This window comes from Cohnella phaseoli (assembly GCF_003386235.1).
Lineage (GTDB): Bacteria > Bacillota > Bacilli > Paenibacillales > Paenibacillaceae > Cohnella > Cohnella phaseoli.
Map to the genome: position 1 here is coordinate 32,813 of NZ_QRDZ01000022.1, position 22,330 is coordinate 55,142.

At 55.7% G+C, this 22,330-nt stretch carries 16 protein-coding genes; 1 reads left to right on the forward strand and 15 read right to left on the reverse strand.

What is annotated here, in order from left to right; genetic code table 11:
- Nucleotides 1-36: 36 nt before the first annotated feature.
- From DFP98_RS24220 to DFP98_RS24280, 13 genes are all read right to left on the reverse strand, one after another.
- Nucleotides 37-4,374: an S-layer homology domain-containing protein gene (locus DFP98_RS24220; RefSeq protein WP_116063204.1), complete on the reverse strand. Its 4,338-nt coding sequence runs from the start codon at nucleotides 4,372-4,374 to the stop codon at nucleotides 37-39.
- A gap of 239 nt (nucleotides 4,375-4,613) precedes the next feature.
- Nucleotides 4,614-5,555, reverse strand: coding sequence for a cysteine synthase A (cysK, locus tag DFP98_RS24225; RefSeq protein WP_116063205.1), 942 nt, complete (start codon nucleotides 5,553-5,555; stop codon nucleotides 4,614-4,616).
- A 198-nt stretch (nucleotides 5,556-5,753) separates the two neighbouring features.
- Nucleotides 5,754-6,701 (reverse strand): peptidylprolyl isomerase, encoded by a 948-nt coding sequence (locus DFP98_RS24230; RefSeq protein ID WP_116063206.1) that lies wholly within the window; start codon nucleotides 6,699-6,701, stop codon nucleotides 5,754-5,756.
- Between the two features lie 17 nt (nucleotides 6,702-6,718).
- Nucleotides 6,719-7,606 carry an Hsp33 family molecular chaperone HslO gene (gene hslO / locus DFP98_RS24235; protein WP_116063207.1) on the reverse strand — a complete coding sequence of 296 codons (888 nt, stop codon included), beginning with the start codon at nucleotides 7,604-7,606 and terminating at the stop codon, nucleotides 6,719-6,721.
- A gap of 51 nt (nucleotides 7,607-7,657) precedes the next feature.
- Nucleotides 7,658-8,422 carry a type III pantothenate kinase gene (locus DFP98_RS24240; RefSeq protein WP_116063208.1) on the reverse strand — a complete coding sequence of 255 codons (765 nt, stop codon included), beginning with the start codon at nucleotides 8,420-8,422 and terminating at the stop codon, nucleotides 7,658-7,660.
- A complete protein-coding gene (nadC, locus tag DFP98_RS24245) occupies nucleotides 8,419-9,318 on the reverse strand; it encodes a carboxylating nicotinate-nucleotide diphosphorylase (RefSeq protein ID WP_116063209.1) in 900 nt (299 codons plus the stop codon). Before nadC ends, DFP98_RS24240 begins: the two co-directional genes overlap by 4 nt.
- Nucleotides 9,311-10,927 (reverse strand): L-aspartate oxidase, encoded by a 1,617-nt coding sequence (gene nadB / locus DFP98_RS24250; protein ID WP_116063314.1) that lies wholly within the window; start codon nucleotides 10,925-10,927, stop codon nucleotides 9,311-9,313. Before nadB ends, nadC begins: the two co-directional genes overlap by 8 nt.
- A gap of 52 nt (nucleotides 10,928-10,979) precedes the next feature.
- Nucleotides 10,980-11,918 (reverse strand): quinolinate synthase NadA, encoded by a 939-nt coding sequence (nadA, locus tag DFP98_RS24255; protein ID WP_116063210.1) that lies wholly within the window; start codon nucleotides 11,916-11,918, stop codon nucleotides 10,980-10,982.
- Nucleotides 11,919-12,133: 215 nt separating this feature from the next.
- The gene (gene ftsH, locus DFP98_RS24260; RefSeq protein ID WP_116063211.1) at nucleotides 12,134-14,137 is read right to left on the reverse strand and encodes an ATP-dependent zinc metalloprotease FtsH; all 2,004 of its coding nucleotides are present in this window, start codon (nucleotides 14,135-14,137) and stop codon (nucleotides 12,134-12,136) included.
- 88 nt (nucleotides 14,138-14,225) lie between these two features.
- Complete coding sequence (hpt, locus tag DFP98_RS24265) at nucleotides 14,226-14,765, reverse strand: hypoxanthine phosphoribosyltransferase (RefSeq protein WP_116063212.1); 540 nt, start codon at nucleotides 14,763-14,765, stop codon at nucleotides 14,226-14,228.
- 59 nt (nucleotides 14,766-14,824) lie between these two features.
- The gene (gene tilS, locus DFP98_RS24270) at nucleotides 14,825-16,240 is read right to left on the reverse strand and encodes a tRNA lysidine(34) synthetase TilS (RefSeq protein WP_220377162.1); all 1,416 of its coding nucleotides are present in this window, start codon (nucleotides 16,238-16,240) and stop codon (nucleotides 14,825-14,827) included.
- Between the two features lie 14 nt (nucleotides 16,241-16,254).
- Nucleotides 16,255-17,178 (reverse strand): serine/threonine protein kinase, encoded by a 924-nt coding sequence (locus DFP98_RS39510; RefSeq protein ID WP_246016675.1) that lies wholly within the window; start codon nucleotides 17,176-17,178, stop codon nucleotides 16,255-16,257.
- A complete protein-coding gene (locus tag DFP98_RS24280; protein WP_116063316.1) occupies nucleotides 17,162-17,917 on the reverse strand; it encodes a vWA domain-containing protein in 756 nt (251 codons plus the stop codon). The genes DFP98_RS39510 and DFP98_RS24280 overlap by 17 nt, the downstream gene beginning before the upstream one ends.
- 312 nt (nucleotides 17,918-18,229) lie before the next feature.
- On the opposite strand from DFP98_RS24280, the gene DFP98_RS24285 reads away from it, so the two are divergent.
- The gene (locus DFP98_RS24285; protein WP_116063214.1) at nucleotides 18,230-18,598 is read left to right on the forward strand and encodes a hypothetical protein; all 369 of its coding nucleotides are present in this window, start codon (nucleotides 18,230-18,232) and stop codon (nucleotides 18,596-18,598) included.
- A 253-nt stretch (nucleotides 18,599-18,851) separates the two neighbouring features.
- Here DFP98_RS24285 and spoIIE read toward each other — a convergent pair whose 3' ends face one another.
- Both spoIIE and DFP98_RS24300 read right to left on the reverse strand, forming a co-directional pair.
- A complete protein-coding gene (gene spoIIE, locus DFP98_RS24290; protein ID WP_116063215.1) occupies nucleotides 18,852-21,398 on the reverse strand; it encodes a stage II sporulation protein E in 2,547 nt (848 codons plus the stop codon).
- A 420-nt stretch (nucleotides 21,399-21,818) separates the two neighbouring features.
- Nucleotides 21,819-22,265 carry a S1 domain-containing RNA-binding protein gene (locus DFP98_RS24300; protein WP_116063217.1) on the reverse strand — a complete coding sequence of 149 codons (447 nt, stop codon included), beginning with the start codon at nucleotides 22,263-22,265 and terminating at the stop codon, nucleotides 21,819-21,821.
- Between the last annotated feature and the right edge of the window lie 65 nt (nucleotides 22,266-22,330).

The window sequence follows — 22,330 nt, forward strand, 5'->3', positions numbered from 1 at the left end:
GCAAGCTCAACTCTCTTTCCAGGTAAAATAAATTTTCTATTCCTGTGCCTTCATCTTTGCAAGCGCATCAAGCATGTTCAGAATGACAACGGCAGCCTCCGCTCGCGTTGCCGAAACGGCCGGCGCAAACCGGTTGTCTCCGCGTCCGCTCATTACTCCCGCCTCCTGGGCCGCTGCCACGTACGGCTTCGCCCAAGCCGGAATTTGATCCGCGTCTGCGTAAGAGAGCTCCGGACCTTCCGCAGGCTTCAAGCCCAAGCCGCGAACGATCATCGTAGCCAGCTCCGCGCGGCTGATCGAGGCTTTCGGACGGAAAGTCCGGTCCGCGTAGCCGCTAATCAGGCCGGATTCCAAGGCTTGCGCGATATACGGTTTTGCCCAGTTCTGAATCGAGCCGGAGTCCGCGAAGTCCAGCGAACCTTCCGCTCCTTGCAGCTTCAGCGCTTTGACCAGCATGGCGACGAATTCGTCCCTGCTCACCTTCTGATTCGGTTTGAACGATCCGTCGGTATAGCCGGCCACGAATCCAAGCTCGACGGCCCGCTTGATCGACGTTTCGGCCCAATGGCTTGAAATATCGTTTAGCCGCACCGCGGTTGACCCGCCAGACTCCGTACCATTGCCGCCGCCATTTCCGTTGCCGTTGCCGTTTTCACTACCATTGCTATTGCCCTGATCTCCGCCGCCCGAATTCGAACCACCGTTTTGTTCGCCTCCGGAACCCGGATTGACCGGACTCGGATACCATCCCCCGCCGCCGGAGCTCGGCAGCGCTTTGATCATGACCTTAAACGTTTTGTCCGCCGAAGCGCTTCCCTTGCTGATCGTCGCGGTCAGCACGACCTCCACGTCGCTTGAACCGCCGGACGGACGCTTCAGCAGTTGACCGTTGGCATTTAAGTAGTCGGGCTTCGAGCTGCTCCAGACAATGCGCGTACCCTGCTGTCCTTTTTGCGGAAGATAGAGGTTGGAGGCTATGCTTGCGTTCACGTTAAGCTGGATCAAGCCCATCACGTCTTCGATCGTCAGACGATCGCGCGCAACGCTCAGCCCGGCATACGCCTGTTCGACTTCAGGACGAGACAGCTGCGCGCTCTGAATAGCCGCCACCGCTTGGCCCATCGCTTGCTGAAGCTGCAACCAGCCCTCAGGAGAATAATTGGCTTCCACAAGCCTATCGGCTTCGATAGCCGTCAGCAGGCCGATAATCGGTCCGATGTTGCCGAGCTTGTATTGCTCGCCGTACACTTCGAATTCCTCAAAGGAATAGCCGAATATGGTCGCTCTCGACACGCCTACGAACTTCACGTATCTGGCCGGCGTACTGGCGAAAGTTGTGACGACCCGGCCCTGCTTGCCGTTAATCTCGCCGTTGTTGTCCTTCACGACATTCGTCCAGTTCACCTTGTCCTCGGATACGTAGAGGCGGTATTTCGAGCCGTAAGCCGTCTGCCACAGAATGGACACGGCATCGATGGTCTTCACTTCGCCGAGGTCCACCATGAACCACGTATCGTCCACCCAATCGCTGGACCATCTGGTATCGCCCTTGCCGTCCACCGCCTTGTCCGCCGTGTAGGACGAGGATTCCGGCTGCGAGGATTCAGCCTGCATGTGCAGCGCCAGGTTTCCATGCAGGTCCGTATAGGTGTTCCGCACGACAAGCTCGTCAATCAGGCCTTTGAAGGCATTCGTTGCGCTGCCGATTTTCGCGACAGGCAGAACGAACGTTTCCAGCTTGGAGCCGTCTTTTAACGTTGCCGTATACTCGCTGCCGTTAATAAAGATCGAGGTCCCCGTATCGTCGCCGGTCAGAATGACTTGCGTCCAGCGATCGGTCGGCAGCTTGTAATTGAATTCGCTTACATAATTTTCCTTCGTGATAGCGATTTTGCCGCTGCCGCCAATGTTGTACTTCAACTGTCCGTCCAGCGATTCCAGCAGCACAGCCCCTTGCGGGCTGTCGGCATCCGGCTTGAGCCACATGGACATCGTCCATCCGAATCCTAGCGTGCGCAGCGGGGTTTCCACGTAGCTGGCGCCGCCGTTCAGCTTTAACGCCTGCCCGAAAATCCCTTTCGCCAAGTCGGCATTTACCGCGTTACCGTCATAGCCGTTGCCGGAATGATCCGCAAACCCTTCGTCGAACGTGTAGTTTAACACGTTATGGCTCGCGTTTTCGACCTGCAGCTTATGAGATAGATGTACATTGGGCGGATCCACGTAACGCGCGGCGTCTGCCTGGAAGCTCGCGAAGTCCCGGTCGATGCGGTTTCCTCTCCACAGCTTCTCTGCCAAAGCTTGCATGGAAGGCAGAATTCGTTGATGCGAGTCCGCCATGGAAACTCCTTTTTCCACGGATACATCGTTCCAGAGCGCGAACATGCCGCCTTTTACCTGTGGATGCGCGTAAGGAAGCTTGGTTTCCAGCCAATCGTTAGGCTCCCATTCGTTATAGATGAAATCGTAATTCAGATAGTTGCGGTACAGCTGCGGAACGATGTAGAGCAAGTTCGTGTTAGTGTTGATAATGTCGTAGCCGAGCTCAACTGCCTGCTTGGCGCTGCCGTATGGCTCGTACCAGATGTCCATCGTGGCATTGCTGCTGACCGGCGTCGTACCGTTGTAGGCGGACAGGCTGCCCCACAGACGGGCTCGCTTGCCTTTACCGCTAATATGATTAAGAAGCATGTCCGTGTAACTGCGGAAAGCCTCCTTGTTGCTGCCGAAATATTCATCCGTACCGACGTGTACGTCCGGGCCGACGAAGGTCGGATTGGGACCGTCCAAATACTCGTCAAAGAGCGCCTTAATAAAGTCGATCGTCTCAGGCCGCGTAACATCCAATTGGTTGCTGCTGCCCAACCGCGGATCGTAGGCGATGAACGCCCCGGAGTGGCCTGGAGTATCGATTTCCGGTACGACGTTTACGCCGTACTCCATCCCGAGCAGCTGCAGATCCCTGAACTGCTGCTTCGTATAGAATCCGTCCGCGCTCGTAATTCCCGGGAAATTTTCGCTCTCCAGACGAAATTTCCCGACATCGCCGATATCGTCGTTCAAGTGAATTTGGAACCGGTTCATCTTGTAATAGGACATCAGCTTCACATAGTCCTGCAAAAACTCGATCGTGTAAAACTTACGGGCCACATCCAGCATAAAGCCCCGATCAGGGTACTTCGGATAATCGCGCGTCTGCCCTTGAGGCATCGCCTTATGATCGGGTGCATGATCGAGCAGCTGCAATACTGTCCTTGTGCCGAACATGACCCCCGTTTGAGCGGAGGAGGCAATAGAAGCATATTCGCCGATATTCAGCGCATACCCTTCCTTCCCTAAGCCCGCTTGCGCGGCATCCAGCGCCAAATAGAGGTCTCCCGCCTGAGGCGCGCCGACAGTCACCGGAAGCGATAGCTTCGTTAACTCCAACAGGTCCTGCTGCAAAATGTCGGCTGTCCGCCGCAGAGCCGCTTCATCCTCCGCGCGGATGACGATTCTTGAACTGTCCGTCAAGCGATACTCGCCGGTTGCGCCCAGCCATTCGCGCAGAGACGGTATGACGCGCGGCTCGGGATTTCGATCGCTCGTCTGCTGGAAGAGACCGGGCACGGTGACTAGCACATTATCCGTTAACAGATACGTTGGATCGCTGACGCTCTGGATTTGCAGCAGCAGCTGAACCTGCGTATCGACAAGCGGTGCATGAATATTTCCCTGCGCATCGATCACCGGCAGACTGTCTGTATTCACCAGCTCCAGCGTAAAATCGGCCGGCACAGCGGGCAGGCTCAGTTGGGTATCTCCTTCGGAGACGACGATGCTGTTTTTGACAGCCTCCATCATAGGCGGCAGCAGCGGTCTTCCCTTGTATACCTCAAACTCCCAGAAGGAGTATCCATAAATAATTCCATCGATGGGACGCCGCGTCACTCCCTGGAACTTAACGTATCGCGCAACGGTGGGCTCGAAATCGATCGTATCGATGATCGTATCTCTACCCTCGGGAGCGACGAGCACGCGATTGTCCGCAAATACGTTGCGCCAGGATGACGCATCGTCAGACACGAAAATTTGATACTTGTCCGCAGGAGTCTGCCAGTTGATGACCACTCTTCCGATTTCTTCAGGCCCGCCCAGATCGACGTAAAACCATTGGTCGTCCGTTCTGAGCGATGACCATCGGCTTGCATCTTTGGTGCCGCTATCCACCGCTTTCTCAGGCCCGAAAAAATCCACTTCGTTCGATGACGAATAAGCGGTCTTCCCTAGAGCCAAATTCCCTGCTGCCGCACTGGTCTTCTCTGAAGGAATGCCAGCAATAATGAAAGCGGTAACAATTAATGTTAAAAAAATAAACCGATTCCGTAAACGCACTAAGATACCTCCTCGTTGTATTCAAACTGAGTTAACAAGCTTACCGCATTACCTCCCACTGCCCATTTAGCAGTGGCAATTTCATTATAAGTAGGGAGCATTCACGCATCGATATACTTGTGTTTACATTCCATATACAAATATGGACTTCCGGCCACTTCGACGTGACCCAACGCACAAAAAAAAGACTCTTTATCCCAAGATTGGATAAAGAGTCGTCTATTTGTCGCGTATGGCAATTAGTTCTCGAAATTGAACAGAGGCGTGCTCAGATAGCGTTCGCCGTTGGACGGAACAACCGCGACAACGCGCTTGCCTTCGCCCAGCTCCTTAGCGATCTTGAGAGCCGCGAAGATCGATGCGCCGGAGGAGATACCGACCAGCAGACCTTCCTTCTTGGCGACCGTACGAGCCGTCTCGAACGCTTCGTCGTTTTCAACCGTAATAACCTCGTCGTACACTTCGCGATTAAGAATCTCGGGAATAAAGTTCGCTCCGATTCCTTGAATCTTATGCGGGCCTGGGCCGCCGCCGGACAACAGCGGGGAGCCGGCAGGCTCTACTGCGTAGATTTTAATATTCGGGAAGTTCTCCTTCAGAACTTCGCCTGCGCCCGAAATCGTACCGCCCGTACCGATCCCGGCTACGAAAGCATCGATCTTGCCGTCGTAAGAATTGATCGCTTCGACGATCTCCGGACCTGTCGTCTCGCGGTGGATTTTCACGTTAGCCTGATTCTTGAATTGCTGAGGAATGAAGTAATCCGCATTTTCCTTCACGATCTCTTCGGCTTTCTTGACCGCTCCGTTCATGCCTTCCGATCCCGGAGTCAGCACAAGCTCAGCTCCATAAGCGCGAAGCAGGTTGCGGCGCTCCAAGCTCATCGTCTCAGGCATAACGAGAATGGCGCGATAGCCTTTCGCTGCGGCGACCATTGCCAAGCCGATTCCGGTGTTGCCGCTCGTCGGCTCGACGATCGTGCTGACGCCCGGCTTGATCAGGCCTTGCTTCTCCGCTTCCTCGACCATGCTGATCGCAATGCGGTCCTTAACGCTGGAGCCCGGGTTCTGATACTCAAGCTTCACGTAGATTTCCGCGCTTCCTTCCGGTACGATGCGGTTCAAGCGTACAAGCGGCGTATCGCCGATAAGCTGAGTCACGTTCTGAACAATCTTGGCCATTAGAGTTGTTCCCTCCTACAGAATAGTGGCTATATTAGTTGAACCGATGAAGAGGAAGTCCATTGCAATCTCTGATTCAACTGTTATAGATGCTTTATTTTCTATTCCGACTAAATCGGTCGGCTTTCATTCTGTTCTCATCTTAGCAGACGACCAAGAGGATTGTCAATAGCTGGTTAACCCCGAACGGAAAATTCGTTAGGGCCTTAGCGCTTGATCCTGTATGATTGCGCCGTATTTTTCGAGCATCGCGCGCTCCATATCATCTGCCGGAACGGCTTTGCCCAATGCGATCTGTTTCCTCACTTCTTGGCGGATGTCTCCCTCGGAACGGGTTTGAACTTCGCTGACGCCGTCCAGCCGAACAATCACGAAGCCTTGATCGGTTACAACCGGACCGGCGATGTCCCCGGTTTGCATCGCGGAGGCCTGATCCAGCACCTCAGGAGCCTCGAATGGATCATGCGACTCGATCCAGCCCGCATCTCCGCCCTGATCGGCAGTGAACTCATCGATGGAATACGTTCGCGCCAGCTCTGCAAAATCGTCTCCCTGACCCAGCTTGTCCAGAAGCCCTCTTGCCAATTCATCCGTCTGCACCACGATTTTAAATATGCGATATTGTCTGATCGGTTGAAATTCCGCCCAATGCTCATTTAAGTAATGATCGATTTCTTCAGAGGACACCTGGACGTTGTAGATCGACAGCTTCTCCAGCAAAAGTCGGTAGTGCGCGTCTTCCCGGACCTCCTGCCTGTTCATCCCCAGTTGCTCTTCCATAGAGCGGTAGAAATCGGCTTCGTCCTCGTAGCCTTGGCTCATCCACCTTAGCTCTTTTTCCATTTCCTCATCCGTCACTTCGATGTGCAGAGACTTCGCTTCTTCCTTTACAGCTTCCGCGAGCATCATGCTTCTCAGCGTCTGGGAACCATAAGAAGCCAACAGTTTGTCCATCAGCTGTTGGCGAGAAATGGAGAACCCCCCTACCGTGGCCACAACATCGTCTTCCCCGGCTGCCGACTCCGACGGTTCATGTTCGTCCGGAGCAAGTATAGCGCCGTCCCTAGTGCAGCCTGATGCGAGCATTAGCGTCGCTAAGAGGGCCATCAGTACGAGCGGCGGCATGCGCCGTATCGTCTCCCTCATTGGAGATCATCCCTTCTTTAATCCCGGTCTGCAAGGCGATACAGAGCTTCCAGCTCTTCGCCGTCGAACAAGTATTTCTCATTGCAGAAATGGCAGTGCGTCTCCGCCTGGCCATCTTCGTCGATCAGACTTCTCAGTTCCCGCTTGCCGATCGTAATCAGCGCCCTCTCGAATCGCTCCCGCGAGCAATAACACTGGAATACCGGCTCAAGGGTCTGGTGAATCGTCAGATCGTCTCCCACCAGAAAACGAAGCACCCCTTCCGGAGTCTCCCCCTGATCCAACAGCGCCGTCACATGCGGCATCGCCGAGATCGCTTGCTCCAGACGAACGAGTCGTTCCTCCGGAAGGCCGGGCATTACTTGAACGATAAATCCGCCTGCGTGAAGAACCGAATTGTCCGTCTCCACTAGCACGCCAAGTCCTACCGCCGAAGGCGTCTGCTCCGACTCGGCGAAATACAGCGTAAAATCTTCGGCTATCTCGCCGGAAATGATCGGTACGCTGCCTCTGTAAGGATCTTTAAGACCCAAGTCCTTCGTGACGTGCAATTGCCCCGTTCGTCCGACAACGCCGGCGACGTCCAGCTTTCCCTGGCTGTTGCTCGGCACATGGACGTGCGGATGGTCGACGTAACCTCTTACTTGGCCGTCGGCATTGGCGTCCACGACGATTTGCCCGATCGGACCGTCGCCCTTCACCTGAACGGTCAGCTTCTCCTGCCCTTTTAGCATAAACCCCATCATGGCCGCAGCCGTCGCCGTTCTCCCTAGAGCCGCAGTCGCCGTTGGAAACGTATCCTGTCTGCGCTGCAGCTCCGATACGAGCGCCGTCGTGCGCGCGGCGAATACCCGCAAACCGCCGTCCCATGCCGTACCGCGAATAATCTCATCCTTCAAAGTCATATTCTCAACCTCCCTCGGCGGAAAAGAGTCGTTCCGTCCGACAATCTATTGTTACCTATTGCGCTCGTATACAATTCGCAAACCTTCCAGAGTCAGCAGCGGATCAACCGTCTCGATCGTCTCCGATTCACCGGCGATCAGATCGGCCATTCCTCCAGTCGCGATTACTCTAGGTTGTACGCCGAACTCTTGGCGAATACGCTTGACGATGCCGTCGACTTGCCCGGCATAGCCGTATATAATCCCGGACTGCATCGCTGCAACCGTGTTGCGTCCGATGACCGTCTTGGGCTTGGACAGCTCGATCCGCGGCAGCTTCGCCGCCCGTTGATACAGCGCTTCGGCGGAAATACCGATACCCGGCACGATTGCGCCTCCGAGATAGGCGCCGGACGCATCGATATAATCGAACGTCGTTGCCGTCCCGAAATCCACGACGACAAGCGGCGTACCATATTGCTCGATACCCGCGACCGCATTCACAATCCGGTCCGCCCCGACCTCACGAGGGTTTTCGTACCGGATATTAAGCCCCGTCTTGATGCCCGGCCCGACAACAAGCGCTTGCTTGCCTACGTAAGCTTCAAACAATCTCTCTAATGTATTCATAATCGGAGGAACGACGCAGGAGAGGATGACACCCTCAATCTGTTCTGCCCGCACTCCCGCAAGCTGGAACAAATTGTGAATCATCACGCCGTATTCGTCCACCGTAGCGGAGCGATTCGTGCTCAGGCGCCAGTGGTGCCTCAAGCTTTGTCCTTCGTACAGTCCCAGCACGATGTTCGTGTTGCCGACATCGACGACGAGAATCATAGCGCGCCTCCCGTCTTCTTCTCATTCAGATCAAGGCTGATATCGAGCGCTTGAAAAGAATGCGTCAGGCTGCCGACGGAGATGACATCGACTCCGCAGCGGGCAATCTCAGCCACTCGCTCGGGGGTAATGCCTCCCGATGCCTCGAGCACAACATGAGGAGCAATCTCTCTGATTACTTTGACCGTCTCCGTCATAGCCGACGTGCCCATGTTGTCGAGCATGACAATGTGGGCGCCCGCCCGCGCCGCCTCTTCGGCCTGTTCAAGCGACTCCGCCTCGGCCTCGATCATCATCGTGTGGGGAATGCGAGCTTTAGCTCTCTGAATGGCTGCCGTAATCCCGCCAGCCGCTTTGATATGATTGTCCTTAATCATAACGGCATCGTACAAACCGAACCGATGGTTTGAACCGCCGCCGACCCGAACCGCATACTTCTCCAACGTACGGTGACCCGGAGTCGTTTTACGCGTATCGGCAACCCGGACGGACGTCCCCTGCGCTCCGGCGACATACTCGCTCGTCTTTGTGGCAATGCCGGACAATCGCTGCAGCAGGTTGAGGGCCAGTCTCTCCCCCGTCAGAATACTGTGCGACGAACCCTCGACGACTGCAAGCACCGTTCCTCGTTCCACTTGGGCTCCATCCGTCGCCAGCGCTTCAAACTTCAAGGTCGGATCGACCGTCTCGAAGACGAGACGCGCCAGAGGAATGCCTGCCAGCACACCGGCCTGTTTGGCATGAATGATGCCCTTCGATTGATGACCCGCCGGCACCGTCGCCATCGTGGTCACATCGCCCGAACCGATATCCTCGGACAGCCAGGCGCGAAGCTGCCCCTTCACCGCTTCAACGGCCGGACCGCCGACCGCCCAATCGCTTTCCCGTTCAAACATATTCGTCGACCCTTTCTGTACGAATCCCTTTTTCCCGATGCAAAATCGTATGTACGCGCCAGCTCTGATCATCCTTCTGCGGATAATCCTCGCGATAGTGTCCGCCTCGGCTCTCCTCACGATGCAAGGCCCCTTCGGCGACAAGCAGCGCGCAGGTCAGCAAGTTCGCATACTCCAGCTCTTCTCGCTTCGTTAGATTCATCTGAAACAGCGGCAGCTGTTTTCTTAAATCCTCGAGTCCTCTCAACAGGCCGGCGCGGTTTCGGCGCAAACCCACATCGCGAACCATCGTCTTCTGCAGCTTCAGCCTTCTCTCGATCAGCGTTCCGTTCAGCACCGCATGCCGATCCGAGTCCGGACCGTTGTCCGCGGCGGCCGATTGTTGCGGCAGCTTATTGATCGCGTCCACGATTCGCTGACCGAACACAATCGCCTCCGACAGCGAGTTGCTGGCCAGGCGGTTAGCGCCGTGCACGCCCGTCGACGAGGCTTCTCCGCAAGCGTAGAGGCGGCGAATGCTCGTCTCCCCGTACAGATCCGTCTTGACGCCTCCCATCATATAATGCGCCGCAGGAGCGACTGGAATCCAGTCGGTCGTCATATCAAGCCCGAACTTCAGGCAGTATTCGTGAATCGTCGGAAATCGATGACGAATGAGCTCCGGAGATTCATGTGTAATATCGATATAAACGTAGGTCGACTTGGTCGCTTCCATCTCGCTGACGATCGCTCTCGCCACGACATCTCTCGGAGCCAGCTCAAGCTGCGGATGATAATTTTCCATAAACCGCTCTCCGCGAATGTTGCGCAAATAAGCGCCTTCGCCTCTAACGGCTTCCGAGATCAGGAATCTCGGAGCGCCCGGATAGCAGAGCGACGTCGGATGAAACTGATTAAATTCCATATCGCGAATATCGGCCCCCGCACGGTAAGCCATAGCTACGCCATCCCCGGTCGCGACATCGGGATTGGTCGTGTATCGATACAGCTGACCCGTCCCGCCCGTGCACAGAATCGTCGCCTTGCCGAACACCGCGACGCGCGAACCGTCGGGCTTCTGCACGAGGGCGCCTCGGCATTCGCCGTTTTCCGTCAGCAGGTCCAGTACGAAATGATCGTCCCACAGCTCGATGCCGGGGCTGCTCTTCACTCTCTCCGCCAACGCCCTTACGATCTCATAGCCGGTCGCATCCCCATTCGCATGCAGAATGCGCCGCTGGCTGTGCGCGCCTTCCTTCGTCAGGGCGTAGTGCCCGTTCTCTTCGTCGAACATCGTTCCATAGCGAATTAACTCCTGCACCCCATGCGGACCTTCGTGCACTAGGACGTCCACGGCTGCAGTCTCGCATAAGCCGGCTCCGGCAATCAATGTGTCCTGAGCCAGAAATTCGGGAGAATCATCGTCCGACATGACTGCGGCGATACCGCCTTGAGCATAACGGGTATTGCTGTCAAACAAGGATTTCTTCGTAATCATGAGAACTCGCTGCGTCTCGCTGGATTTAAGCGCCGTAAAAAGGCCGGCGATGCCGGCCCCGATCACGATGACGTCCGTCTCTATGCGAGGAAGCTTGTCTAGATCAAAATCGACAACGTATCGTGGAATCATCATGTTTTTTGTCTCCCACTTCGACAATAGAGTAGCGCAAGCGGCCGGTCAATTACTTGACCAGCAGCATGCGCTCCAGCGATAAACGCGCTTTATCCGCAACGTCCTGCGGTACGTAAATTTCCGGCTTCATCGTCTCCAAAGCTTTAACAACCTTCTTCAGGTTGTTAACCTTCATGTTCGGACAAACCAGGAATTTGGAGGCGAAATGGAACTTCTTGTCCGGGCTGTCGAGCCGCAACTGATATCCCGTACCGTCTTCCGTTCCGACGATAAATTCGTCATGGCTCGATTCGCGGCAATACTTCAGAATGCCGGTCGTACTGCCTACGAAGTCGGCCATCTCGACCACTTCCGGACGGCATTCCGGGTGTACGACGAACTGCGCGTTCGGATACTTCGCGCGCATCTCTTCGACATCCTTAATCGTCAGCATGTCGTGAGTATTGCAGTAGCCTTCCCAGATGATCATCTTCTTGTCGGTGTGCTGGGAGACATAATGACCCAGGTTTTTGTCCGGGCACCAAATAACTTCGTCCGCATCAACCGAGTTGACGACCTTGACCGCATTGGCCGAGGTGCAGCAAATATCGGTCTCAGCCTTAACATCGGCAGAGGAGTTGATGTATGTGACGACCTTCGCGTTCGGGTGCTTTGCTTTAAGCTCTCTCAAGCCGATCGGATTGACCATATCGGCCATCGGACAGCCCGCGCGCTCGTCGGGTACGAGTACAGTCTTGTGAGGAGCAAGAATTTTGGCGCTCTCGCCCATGAAATGAACCCCGCAAAATACAATCACATCGGCATCCGTAGACGCGGCTTTCTGTGCGAGAAGGAATGAGTCCCCTCTGAAGTCCGCGACCTCTTGTATTTCATCTCGCTGATAATAATGTGCGAGTATAATGGCATTGCGTTCCTTCTTAAGCTGCATCAGCCGTTCGCGCAGTTCGCGGTTCTGCTCGGCTTTACGCTCCAAGGCCAAGGCCTCCATGCGAAATCTCCTCCCTTAGCTCCTGATGTTTGTGAATCCATGCACAAACATGGCGGGAATGCTGTCTTTATTGTGGACGAAAAGCTCTTCGTTCATTAACACTTAATTTACACTTGCGGGATAGGACTGTCAATTCATCTGTAAAGGTTTTTTCACAAAAAAACGGGATGCTCCCTCGCGCTGCCGCACGCGGTGCATCCCGTCTTCCTATGCGATTATTTCGGCTCCTCGGAGCCGCCGTCTCCCTTGCGCAAATCCAGCCCCGACGGGTAAGGGTCTCCGTCCTCGCGGGTTTGAATCCGCACTTTGACGTTGCCCATCGTGTCGACAGTAGGTTCCGCGTGAGACTCTGCAGATCCCGATCCGCCTTCACCGCCGTCCTCGACGATTATGCCCTTCTCGATCAGAGACTTGATCTGATCCAGATCAAGCGTCTCTACTTCCAGAAGAGTCTTGGCGATCAGATGCATTTCGGCGCTTCTTTCGGTGAGCAATTGCTTGGCTCGCTCGTAGCATTCGCGCGTAATGTTCTGCATCTCCTGGTCGATCTCATAAGCGATCTTGTCGGAATAGTTCTGCTCGTGCCCGATGTCGCGGCCCAGGAACACTTGTCCTTGGGAGTTACCGAACTGCATCGTGCCAAGCTTCTCGCTCATTCCGTATTCCATGATCATCGCGCGAACGATACTCGTCGCTTGCTTGAAGTCGCTGTAAGCGCCAGTACCGATCTCGCCGATGAAGATTTCCTCGGCCGCGCGTCCGGCGAGCAAGCCCGTAACTTTATCGAGCAGCTCTTGCTTGGTGACGAGCATCCGATCTTCCTTCGGCAGCATGATGACGTATCCGCCCGCTTTGCCCCTCGGAATAATCGTAACCTTGTGCACCGTGTCAGCATGCTCCAGGAAGAAGCCCGCGATCGTATGACCTGCTTCATGATAAGCGACAATGCGTTTCTCGCGGTCGCTGATGACGCGGCTCTTCTTCTCGGTACCGACAACGACGCGATCGATCGCTTCATCGACCTCAATCATGGCGATGTCTTTCTTATTGCGACGAGCGGCCAGCAACGCCGCTTCGTTCAGCAAGTTCTCCAGATCGGCGCCGGTAAATCCGGTCGTCCGCTTGGCGATCGTGCCGAGCTTGACGTCTTTGCTGAGCGGCTTGTTGCGGGCATGTACTTTCAGCACCGCTTCGCGGCCTTTCACATCCGGGCGATCAACCGTGATCTGACGGTCGAAACGGCCTGGACGGAGCAAGGCAGGGTCCAGAATGTCAGGGCGGTTGGTCGCGGCCACGATGATGATGCCTTCGTTGGCGCCAAAGCCGTCCATCTCGACGAGCAATTGGTTCAACGTCTGCTCGCGCTCGTCATGTCCGCCGCCGAGGCCTGCGCCCCGCTGACGACCGACGGCGTCGATCTCGTCGATGAAAATAATACATGGCGAATTTTTCTTCGCGTTCTCGAACAAATCCCGTACGCGGGACGCACCCACGCCTACGAACATCTCCACGAAGTCTGAACCGGAGATCGTGAAGAACGGCACGCCGGCTTCACCCGCTACCGCGCGGGCCAGCAACGTTTTACCCGTACCCGGAGGTCCGACGAGCAGTACGCCCTTCGGAATGCGCGCGCCGACCGCCGCGAATTTGCGAGGGTCCTTCAGGAATTCGACAACCTCGACGAGTTCCTGCTTCTCTTCATCCGCTCCGGCGACGTCCTCGAACGTAACCCGCTTTTTCTCTTCATTATAAAGACGGGCGCGGCTCTTGCCGAAGTTCATCACCTTGCCGCCGCCGCCCTGCGCCTGATTGATCAGGAAGAAGAACAGAACGAACATGATGATAAACGGAATGATGGAAGTCAAGAACGTCAGCCAGAAGCTCTGTCCCGGCATTTTCTTAGATAAGACCTCAAAGTTCTTCTCGATCCCGAGGTTGGTAAACAGCTCCGGTACGTAGTCAGCCAGAGGAGCTCTGCCCGTGAAGGCTTCGCCCTTGTCCTGCCCGGCTTTCGGTTTGAATTCGCCGGCGACGAGGTAGGTTCCGTTCTGAACCTGCAAAGTCAGCGACTGTACGTTGCCTTGCTGCGCTGCCGCGACGAGTTCGTTGTAGCTCAGTTCCTTTGTCGTATCCTGCTTGCCGATAAAAAATTGAACGATCCCGACAGTCACCAAAAAAATAAGTAAGTAAAAGCCTGTGTTCCGGATGAACCGATTCATCCCCGACCTCCTCTCGACACGCTCACATCATTTTACCATAGCCTGTCTTGCCAATCCAAGTAAGATAAGATGGCTTCCGCGCTATGGGTCAGTTCGAATATATTTCCGGCTTCAATACGCCGACATATGGCAAATTGCGGTATTTCTCCGCGTAGTCCAGCCCATAGCCGACGACGAAGGCGTCCGGTATCGTAAAGCCGGTGTAATCCGCGTTCAAATCGACCGTCCGCCGGCCCGGTTTATCGAACAGGGCGACGACGTTGACGGACAGCGCGTTCCGGCGTTCCAGCACGTCGATCAAATAGCTTAAGGTTAAGCCGCTGTCGATAATATCTTCGACGATAAGTACATCGCGGCCTTCCACGGATACGTCCAGATCCTTGACGATTCTGACTTCGCCCGACGATCTGGTGGAGTTGCCATAGCTGGAAACGGCCATAAAGTCCAGTTCGATCGGAATCGAGATATTTTTGGACAAGTCCGCCATAAAAATAAAAGCGCCCTTCAATACGCAAATCACGAGCGGATTGCGTCCTTCATAATCGCGGCTGATCGCCGCGCCAAGCTCCTGTACCTTCTGCTGAAGCGTTTCTTGCGAGTAAAGAACTTCTTGAATGTCGTTTTGCAAAGAAGGTGCCTCCCAGTGAGATTTATTACACGGTATGATGGCTTTACTCCGATCATGCCCTAGTTTTCCGCTTCGTACGTCGCGCGAAGCGTTATTCGAGTATCCTCGCGGACAAGAGCGTGATCCGATCGCCGCAATCCGGGAATCCACAGAACGCGGCCGTCGTCGTCCGCCAGCAGCGGAACCTGATCGCGCCGCGAGCGCGGCACTTTGGCATCGACGAACATATCTTGCACTTTTTTGGTGCCGTTTAGTCCGTAGGGCCGCATCGCGTCGCCTGCCAGTCGGCTGCGGACAAGAAGCGGATAGCTCAGCTCCTCCGCATCGAAGCACGCTTCGTTGCGATTGCCGGGCAGCCCCTGTACGGCGCCTTCCAGCCGCTCCAGACGAAGACGTCCTCCCGTCTCCGGGATGGCTATCTCAGTCGTGTTCTCGTCGGCGGAATACGCGAAACCGCTCGTCTCGAACCGTTCGGGCCCGATATAGGTAACGTCGTATTCCCTACTCAGCACCCAACCGTCCCCGATGTCCACCCGAACCGTTGTCGGGCGTTCTTGCGACAGCAGCTCCAAAATCTCCTCCACAAGGCGAAAATCCAGCATTTGGCGCGGGTTCGCGGAACAGTTTAATATTAATTTAATCACTCTGCGTTGTAAAGCGACGTGAAGGCTGCGGAACCGTCGTCGCTCCAACCGGAAGCCGTCTCCGGACGGAGTCGCCGCTTCGCGGAAAATGCGCGCGGCCTGCTCTTCCATATAATTATCGTCTGCCGCCGCCATTTCGGATAGTCTGGCCAGCGAATCTCTCAGTCGCGGATTGTACCGCTCCAGCGCCGGCAGCACGTCTAGCCGAATGACGTTGCGAAAATAATGCCGGTCGGCATTGCTGCTGTCAACCGCGTAAGGCACCCCGTTTCGCTTACAATACTCCAGAAGCTCACATTTGGTTATACGCAACAGAGGGCGAATCAGTTCCAAATGATCTTCCCGCCTCCGATAAGAAATGCCGGCAAGCCCTCCGATTCCGGTTCCCCGGATCATTCTCATCAACACCGTCTCGGCCTGGTCGTCGGCATGATGAGCAGTCAATAGATAAGAGCTGCCATATTTATCGGCGATCCCGCGCAGGAAGGCATACCGCTTTTCTCTAGACGCGCTTTGGGCGTTCAACCCTGTCTCCTCGATATAGTCGGGCATTCCTAGCGACGTCGACTCGAAGGCAACCCCCCAATCGCTCGCCGCCCGACGCACCAGCTCCCCTTCCGCATCGGACTCGGCGCCCCGAAACTGATGATTCGCATGGGCCGCAACGACGCGCAGCGACTCCGTCTCCGCCATCTCCTTCAGAAGATGCAGCAGCGCCATCGAGTCTGGGCCTCCGGAGACGGCGGCTACGACCGTTCCGCCCGCGCGCAGCCATCCGGCTTCGCGCCCCAGCGCTTTGACGTCCTCTATCCAGGTTTCATGCTGTCGCACCGCCATGTCTCCTTTCAATCCAAGAGCCAGATCGCCGCCAACGTCAGGCTGAGCACGATCGCGGCTCCGAGCAACCCCGCCATCCACCCCGGAACCCGGTCTCCCGCCGGCTTCGGCTGCTGCGAGACGCGTACGGCTTCCCGCCATTCGCGGCTCGATTCGCGGGCATTGGCGAACCGGCCGTTAAGCGCCTTCTCCATCCACTCCTCTACCGGTTGAAGCCGGGGATTGCTTTTGACGAGCTTCATCAGTTCGCTAGGATGGCGGTTCTGCGGAATCAACGTGCGGGTAAGCTGAACAAGCCTCTTCCCGTCCAGCGCATGCAGCCAGAGAATTCCGACCGCGAACAGATCGTAAGCCGGGTCCGCTACGCGGCTCCCGGCGGACCAATATCCTCGATCGTAGATTTCCGTAAACTGACGCACGCTGCGTCCGATTGCCGAAGCGCCGCCATAATCGACAAGCTCTACTTTTCCGTATTCTCCGACCAATATGTTATCGCTCTTAATGTCGCCGAACACCCAACCGGATTCATGCAAGCGAGACAATCGCTCCAATAGGCGATAGCCGATTACGCCCATCCAGTGAGCCCCCTGCTCCTTTAGATAGGTTCTCAGAGGGATTCCGGCAACGTATCTCATCACATAGAACGGAACCTTTCTTCCGTCGATGATTGCATCGTCGACATCAAGCAGAAAGGGCTGCTTCTCTTTGGCGGAGTGATCCAGCGAAGTTAAAATGTTCACTTCTCCTTGAAGCTCCGCCGCTTCATGGCCGATCTTGATCGCGCAATGCGTTCGCGGACTCGCGAAAGCCAAATAGACTTGGCCGTTGGAGCCCCGTCCGAGCAGCCGTTCCAAGCGATAGCTTTTCCCGTTCCATTTGCCGCGTATTTCCGTGCCCTTGGCCAGTGTCTCTATTTCAGACGACGTAGTCACTCCGCACCTCGCTCGAACCGCCGCCCGAAACGCGCGGCTCGTCTATAAGCTCTATTTTGCTTATTCTACCACAAGTCTCGCGGATATAATCAACCACCTGCAGCAAAGCGGGGCCTGTCGGAGTCGTTCCTCGCATGCGAATCTTGCCGAACAGGGAACCGAGATTGGAAGCGTTGGAATGCCAACCGGCGTCCATCACGCAGTAGGAGTATTGGGAATCTCCCGGAAAATGAAACACGGACACCCGGCTTCCGCCCGTTCGGGCCTGCAGGCTCAGCGTCAAGTCCCGGATCGCCTCCTCTACGGCGTGCAGCTTCGGCTTCATGCTGGCGCTGGCGTCGATCAACAGCGCAACGGAGAGAGACATCGTCTCTTCCATCTCTTCCATTACTTTGACGACCTCGCCCCGTTTAGTCGGAGGCAGCGACCCGACGTCGTTCACTCCGAACAGCTGGCGAAGCTCCTGATTAACCGCCTGCCGGATCGTGCCCGCTACCGTCTGACGCGTCATCATCTGCACCGTTTTGGACAGCTGCGGACTCGTAACGATCTGGCTGATTCCTCCGCCGGCCCGCGCAATCTCGGCAATCTCCGCCGCGCCGTATTCGCCGATCGTCCCTTCGTCCACCACGCCCGCCACGTTAACCGTAATCCCTTCCGCGTACGCCTGCGCCGCCGCCGTCACCGGACTTTCCCCGACATTAGAACCTCCGTCCGTAATCAGCAAGATTTGTTTCATCATCGCGTCACTCCTCCTAATTCGTTTAAAGCGATTCGGAACATCTCGATTGCAATTGCCGTTGAATCGCTCTATTAGCATTTAGTAGAAGTGTCGCCCAAAAATGCGAGATTTAATCTTTATTGAGCCGCAAAGTCTTTTACAGACAATTGCCATAGAGTTCCAGGGGCGAGGTGATATACTATTAAAGAAGACAGTATTGATCGGGATAGCAACGGCTTTAATTTGGCGAAAATGCGACTAAGGGAGGGGTATGAGGGGCTCTGAGGAAAATGAGCTTGGCCGATATTCAAGAGCAGAAGCGCAGATGCGATGCCGCGGTTCGGGGTTCCAGCGATTATTCCATTCACTTGTTCCGCGCGCGCTGAAACCCAGGAAGATCGCCCCGCACGAGAAGCGAATGAAGCTCTCGAATGTCTTGCGATGAAGGATAAGTTTGAAAAGATGCTTCATGCGGCGGCTATTATGACGGATATTCTCATGCAGCAAAACATTAAACCGATTATCCAGTGGTTAGAGCATGACCTAAAGGAAAAATCGATCGTTAAAAAACTCCGATCGCCCCTGATGATACAGAGGCTTTCGGAGTTTCTTCGTCTCAATGCCCCGTCGGTACGTAGCGCCAAGGCACTTTCTTGGCCTCCTCTCCTCAGCTTGGCTAGCGCCAAGGCACTTTCTTAGCCTTCTCTCCTCGGCTCCGCTAGCGCCAAGGCACTTTCTTAGCCTTCTCTCCTCGGCCTGGGTCCGCTACTAAAACACAACCCATTCGCCTGGATTGCGGAGCGACAAATTTTAACTTTAACCTGTCATCATTGGCCCTCCTCCCCCACTACACTTCAAGCTGCTTTGAGCCCCCGTTATGCCCGACGATGAATCGAGCTCCACAGCATAAGTGCATGCATCAGCGAACGACAAAGTTATGCCTGATCCTTACTCAGCTCACCGTCCTTGGCCGCTCCATGCGGGAAAGTCCCGGCCAGCGGAAGGAAGCCCATTCCGGACGGTGACGCGATATGCGCGTAACGACAACGGTCATATCGTCCTTAATGCCGCCGGGGTATTGGCGCAGCGCCATGTCGAGCAGCGAATCCGCAATCTCCTGAGGATCGTCCTCATCCAGCTCCTGCAGCACCCTCTTCATCCACTGTTCCTTGTTGACCGCATGACCCGGCGCGTCCAGAATGCCGTCCGTCATCATGATCAGCGTATCCCCGGGCTGCAGTTGGACCCGCAGCAGATCGATCTCGATATCGTGCAGAATGCCGATCGGCAAATTGTTCGCCGCAATCGGAATAATCTCCCGCCCCCTTCGAATAAAGCTCGGCGTCGAACCGATTTTGAGCATCGTCGCATGCGCCGTGTACAGATCGATTAAAGCCAAATCCACCGTTGCGAACATCTCGTCCGGCGAACGAAGCAGCAGAATCGAATTAACCGACTTCACCGCCAGCCGCTCATCGATTCCCGATTGCAGCAGCTGCTCCAGCATCGACAGCGCCGCGCTGCTCTCCGTCCGTGCCCTAACGCCGTTACCCATGCCGTCGCTCAGCGCCACCGCAAACTTGCCGTTGCCAAGCTCTACCATGCTGAAGCTGTCTCCCGACAGCAAATCGCCGTCCTTTGCGGCTCCCGCCACCCCCGTCTCCACCTCGTATAGCTTGGCCGAAGAGAACGACACCGTGCTCAAATGAGCGGCCGGCTCACCCGTTCTCTCGCTGCTTACCGTCACCGTCTCTCCTAGAATCTCCGTCAGGAGCGGCGCAATCATTTTGCGACACTCGTCGTACCCGGTGCGGAAAGCGTGCGTCATCTCAATTTCGATATGTCCCTCCTCCAGACTCAAAATATCTATACTCTGAATCGCCAGCCCCAGATGGTCGAGGGCATCCCGGATTTGCCTCTCTTGGGCTTCCATCTGTTTGGCTTCGCGACGAATTTCTTTGACGAGGTCATCCATGACCTGGGAAACTCCGGACAGCTGGTCGGCCACGAGAAAACGGCTATCCTGCAGCTGCTGTCGCCAATGCAAGTCATGGCGATAAATTTCATACTGCCGCTTCATCACGTCGAGCACGAGCGGCGTTTTGATGCATACCCGATTCCAGGACTTAGGAAGCTGTGCCGCCATCAGATCGGGATTGTGCTCCACCGCGGTCATCATATCGGTCATCAGCTTATACGTCTGAATAAACTGGCTGTCCCAGCACATGTTCCGACGATGGCAGCCGGCGCAGGCTCGCTCGTGCACCTCATTGACAAAGTGGTCGAAATCGCGGTTTTGCGCGGGAGCGTCCCCCGCTTGCGTCATTTGGCGGAAGCTGCGAGACAGCTGACGGAACACTTCGGAAAATTTCTCTACCCGCTCGGCCGTCAAATCTCTGACTTTCTGGGCATATTCCTGCTGGTGCTGAGCATAGGTTGTAGTACCCGGAACGAATCGGGACAAAGACTCCGTGACCGATCGGGAAGTGAACAGCAGCAGAACGGATGCCGCTACCGTCGCCCATGTCGAGGCCATCGTATCGGCTGCAGTCGCTCCGAACAAAGCGAATACCGATGTGCCGAGCAGCAAGCCAAACACTGACGCGGCTTTGCCTCCTTCGCGCAGCAGGCCGGCCATTAACCCGCCGAAAGCAAGCAGGCCGATGTCCGCCGTCGCTCCCAAATTGGACAAGCTCAGGATCATGCCGGAGATGACGCCAGCCGACGTTCCCAGCGCGGCTCCGCCGACATAAGCGCTTACCGCTACGAAATATCTGGATAGTATCCCGGCCAAAGCGACTCCGTAAATCTCCCAGCCGGTCAATCCCGTAAGCAGACAGGCGAGCAAAATCGCCGCACCAATCCATTCTTCATGCCGCAGCTCGGACGTCTTCCTCGTCCGTGTCAGTACAGGCAAAGCATGAACGAATAATAGAGTAAGCACAAAAGCGAGCGCCGCCTCGACAAGAGTCAGCAAGTAAGGCATCCACCCGGCGCTCTCGGCGAGCAATACGGCAAACGTCTTAACGATCAACGTGGACGCGAATACGACAACAGGCGCTTGGGACAGTTCGGCTTTCTCATACAGCGCCAAAGCGCGATATAGAAGATAGATGACGCCGATCTCCGCGCAGATCGCCGCCGGCATCGGATCGAGCGACCAGAAGCTGCCGGCCGTCAAGGAAAGCATCGCCCAGAAAGCCATATCCCTCCGCAAGTAGATCACAACTCCGAAGAAAGCCGCCGCGAACGGCGCGATCCCCTCCAGCATGGACGCCCTTCCTAGCAGAAAACCCGCCGCGATAATCAGAAGCACCCATTGCCGCTCTTTGACGGCCTCCATCCACCTGAGCAGCAGAGCTGACCTCTGAGTTGCTCCTTCGGAAGCTTGCGCGGAACGTTTCCGCTTTTTGAACCAACTGTTGCGCCCTTGATCCGGAGCAATCGACGGTCCGGTCCCGATACGAGGGACGAAAGGAACGACAGACGGCTTGTCCATGATGCACACCCCATTTACAAGATTGAATTGTGTCCTTAATTATAGGCGGGGGGTTTCATGAAGTTTGTCAGAAACAGTTGCCGGATAAAAAGTTTTTTCCGACAGAATCGGTGGGGCTTGGGCGACGGTCTGCGCGAATCGGCGAAACCTTCGGCGCTCATGGGCTTGTCCGCGATTTCCGCGAGCTGCCGTCCCGGTATTCCTTTGATTTGCGACAGCGAAAAAATGCGCTCATCCGACGGGGAATGGCGCTCCGCGCGATCCATCTCCGCCGCAAAACCGCGCGGCCTTGCCGGATGATCGCGAAGGGTGCGGACACAGAACGACGCAAGCCGGTCGCCCTCCCTCGCATCTCGAATAACACAGCAAAGCCGGACCCACGAGGGTCCGGCTAAAATAGTTTTCGGCATAGCTTATATCTTACGAACGACGTCCTCCGCGTCCGCCACGTTTGGATTCGGTGCTTTTCTTAAGAGTAGAAATTCGTTCTTCGCTATCCTTGAGGAAGCGAGACAATTTGTCATCAAAAGAGGGAGACCTTCCGAAACCGCCTGGTTTGGAGGGACGACCGCCGCGATCACGGGGTCCGCGTTGTTGCGTTTGTTGCGAGTACTGCTGCTGTTCCGGCGGTTTGTCCACGGCTTGACGAATGGACAGACCGATCTTGCCGTCTTTGTCCACATTAATGACCTTGACCTTAACCATGTCATTAATCTTCAAATGCTCGTGAACGTCTTTCACATAGCTGTCCGCAATCTCCGAGATGTGAACGAGTCCCGTCACGCCGCCCGTCAGATCGACGAACGCTCCGAAATGCGTAATGCCGGTAACCTTGCCCTCCAGTTTGGTTCCCACTTCGATGGCCATAAAAACCGATGTTCCTCCCTGAACCTGAGTATGCCCGGACGTGATATGTCCAGTTATGAAAATTA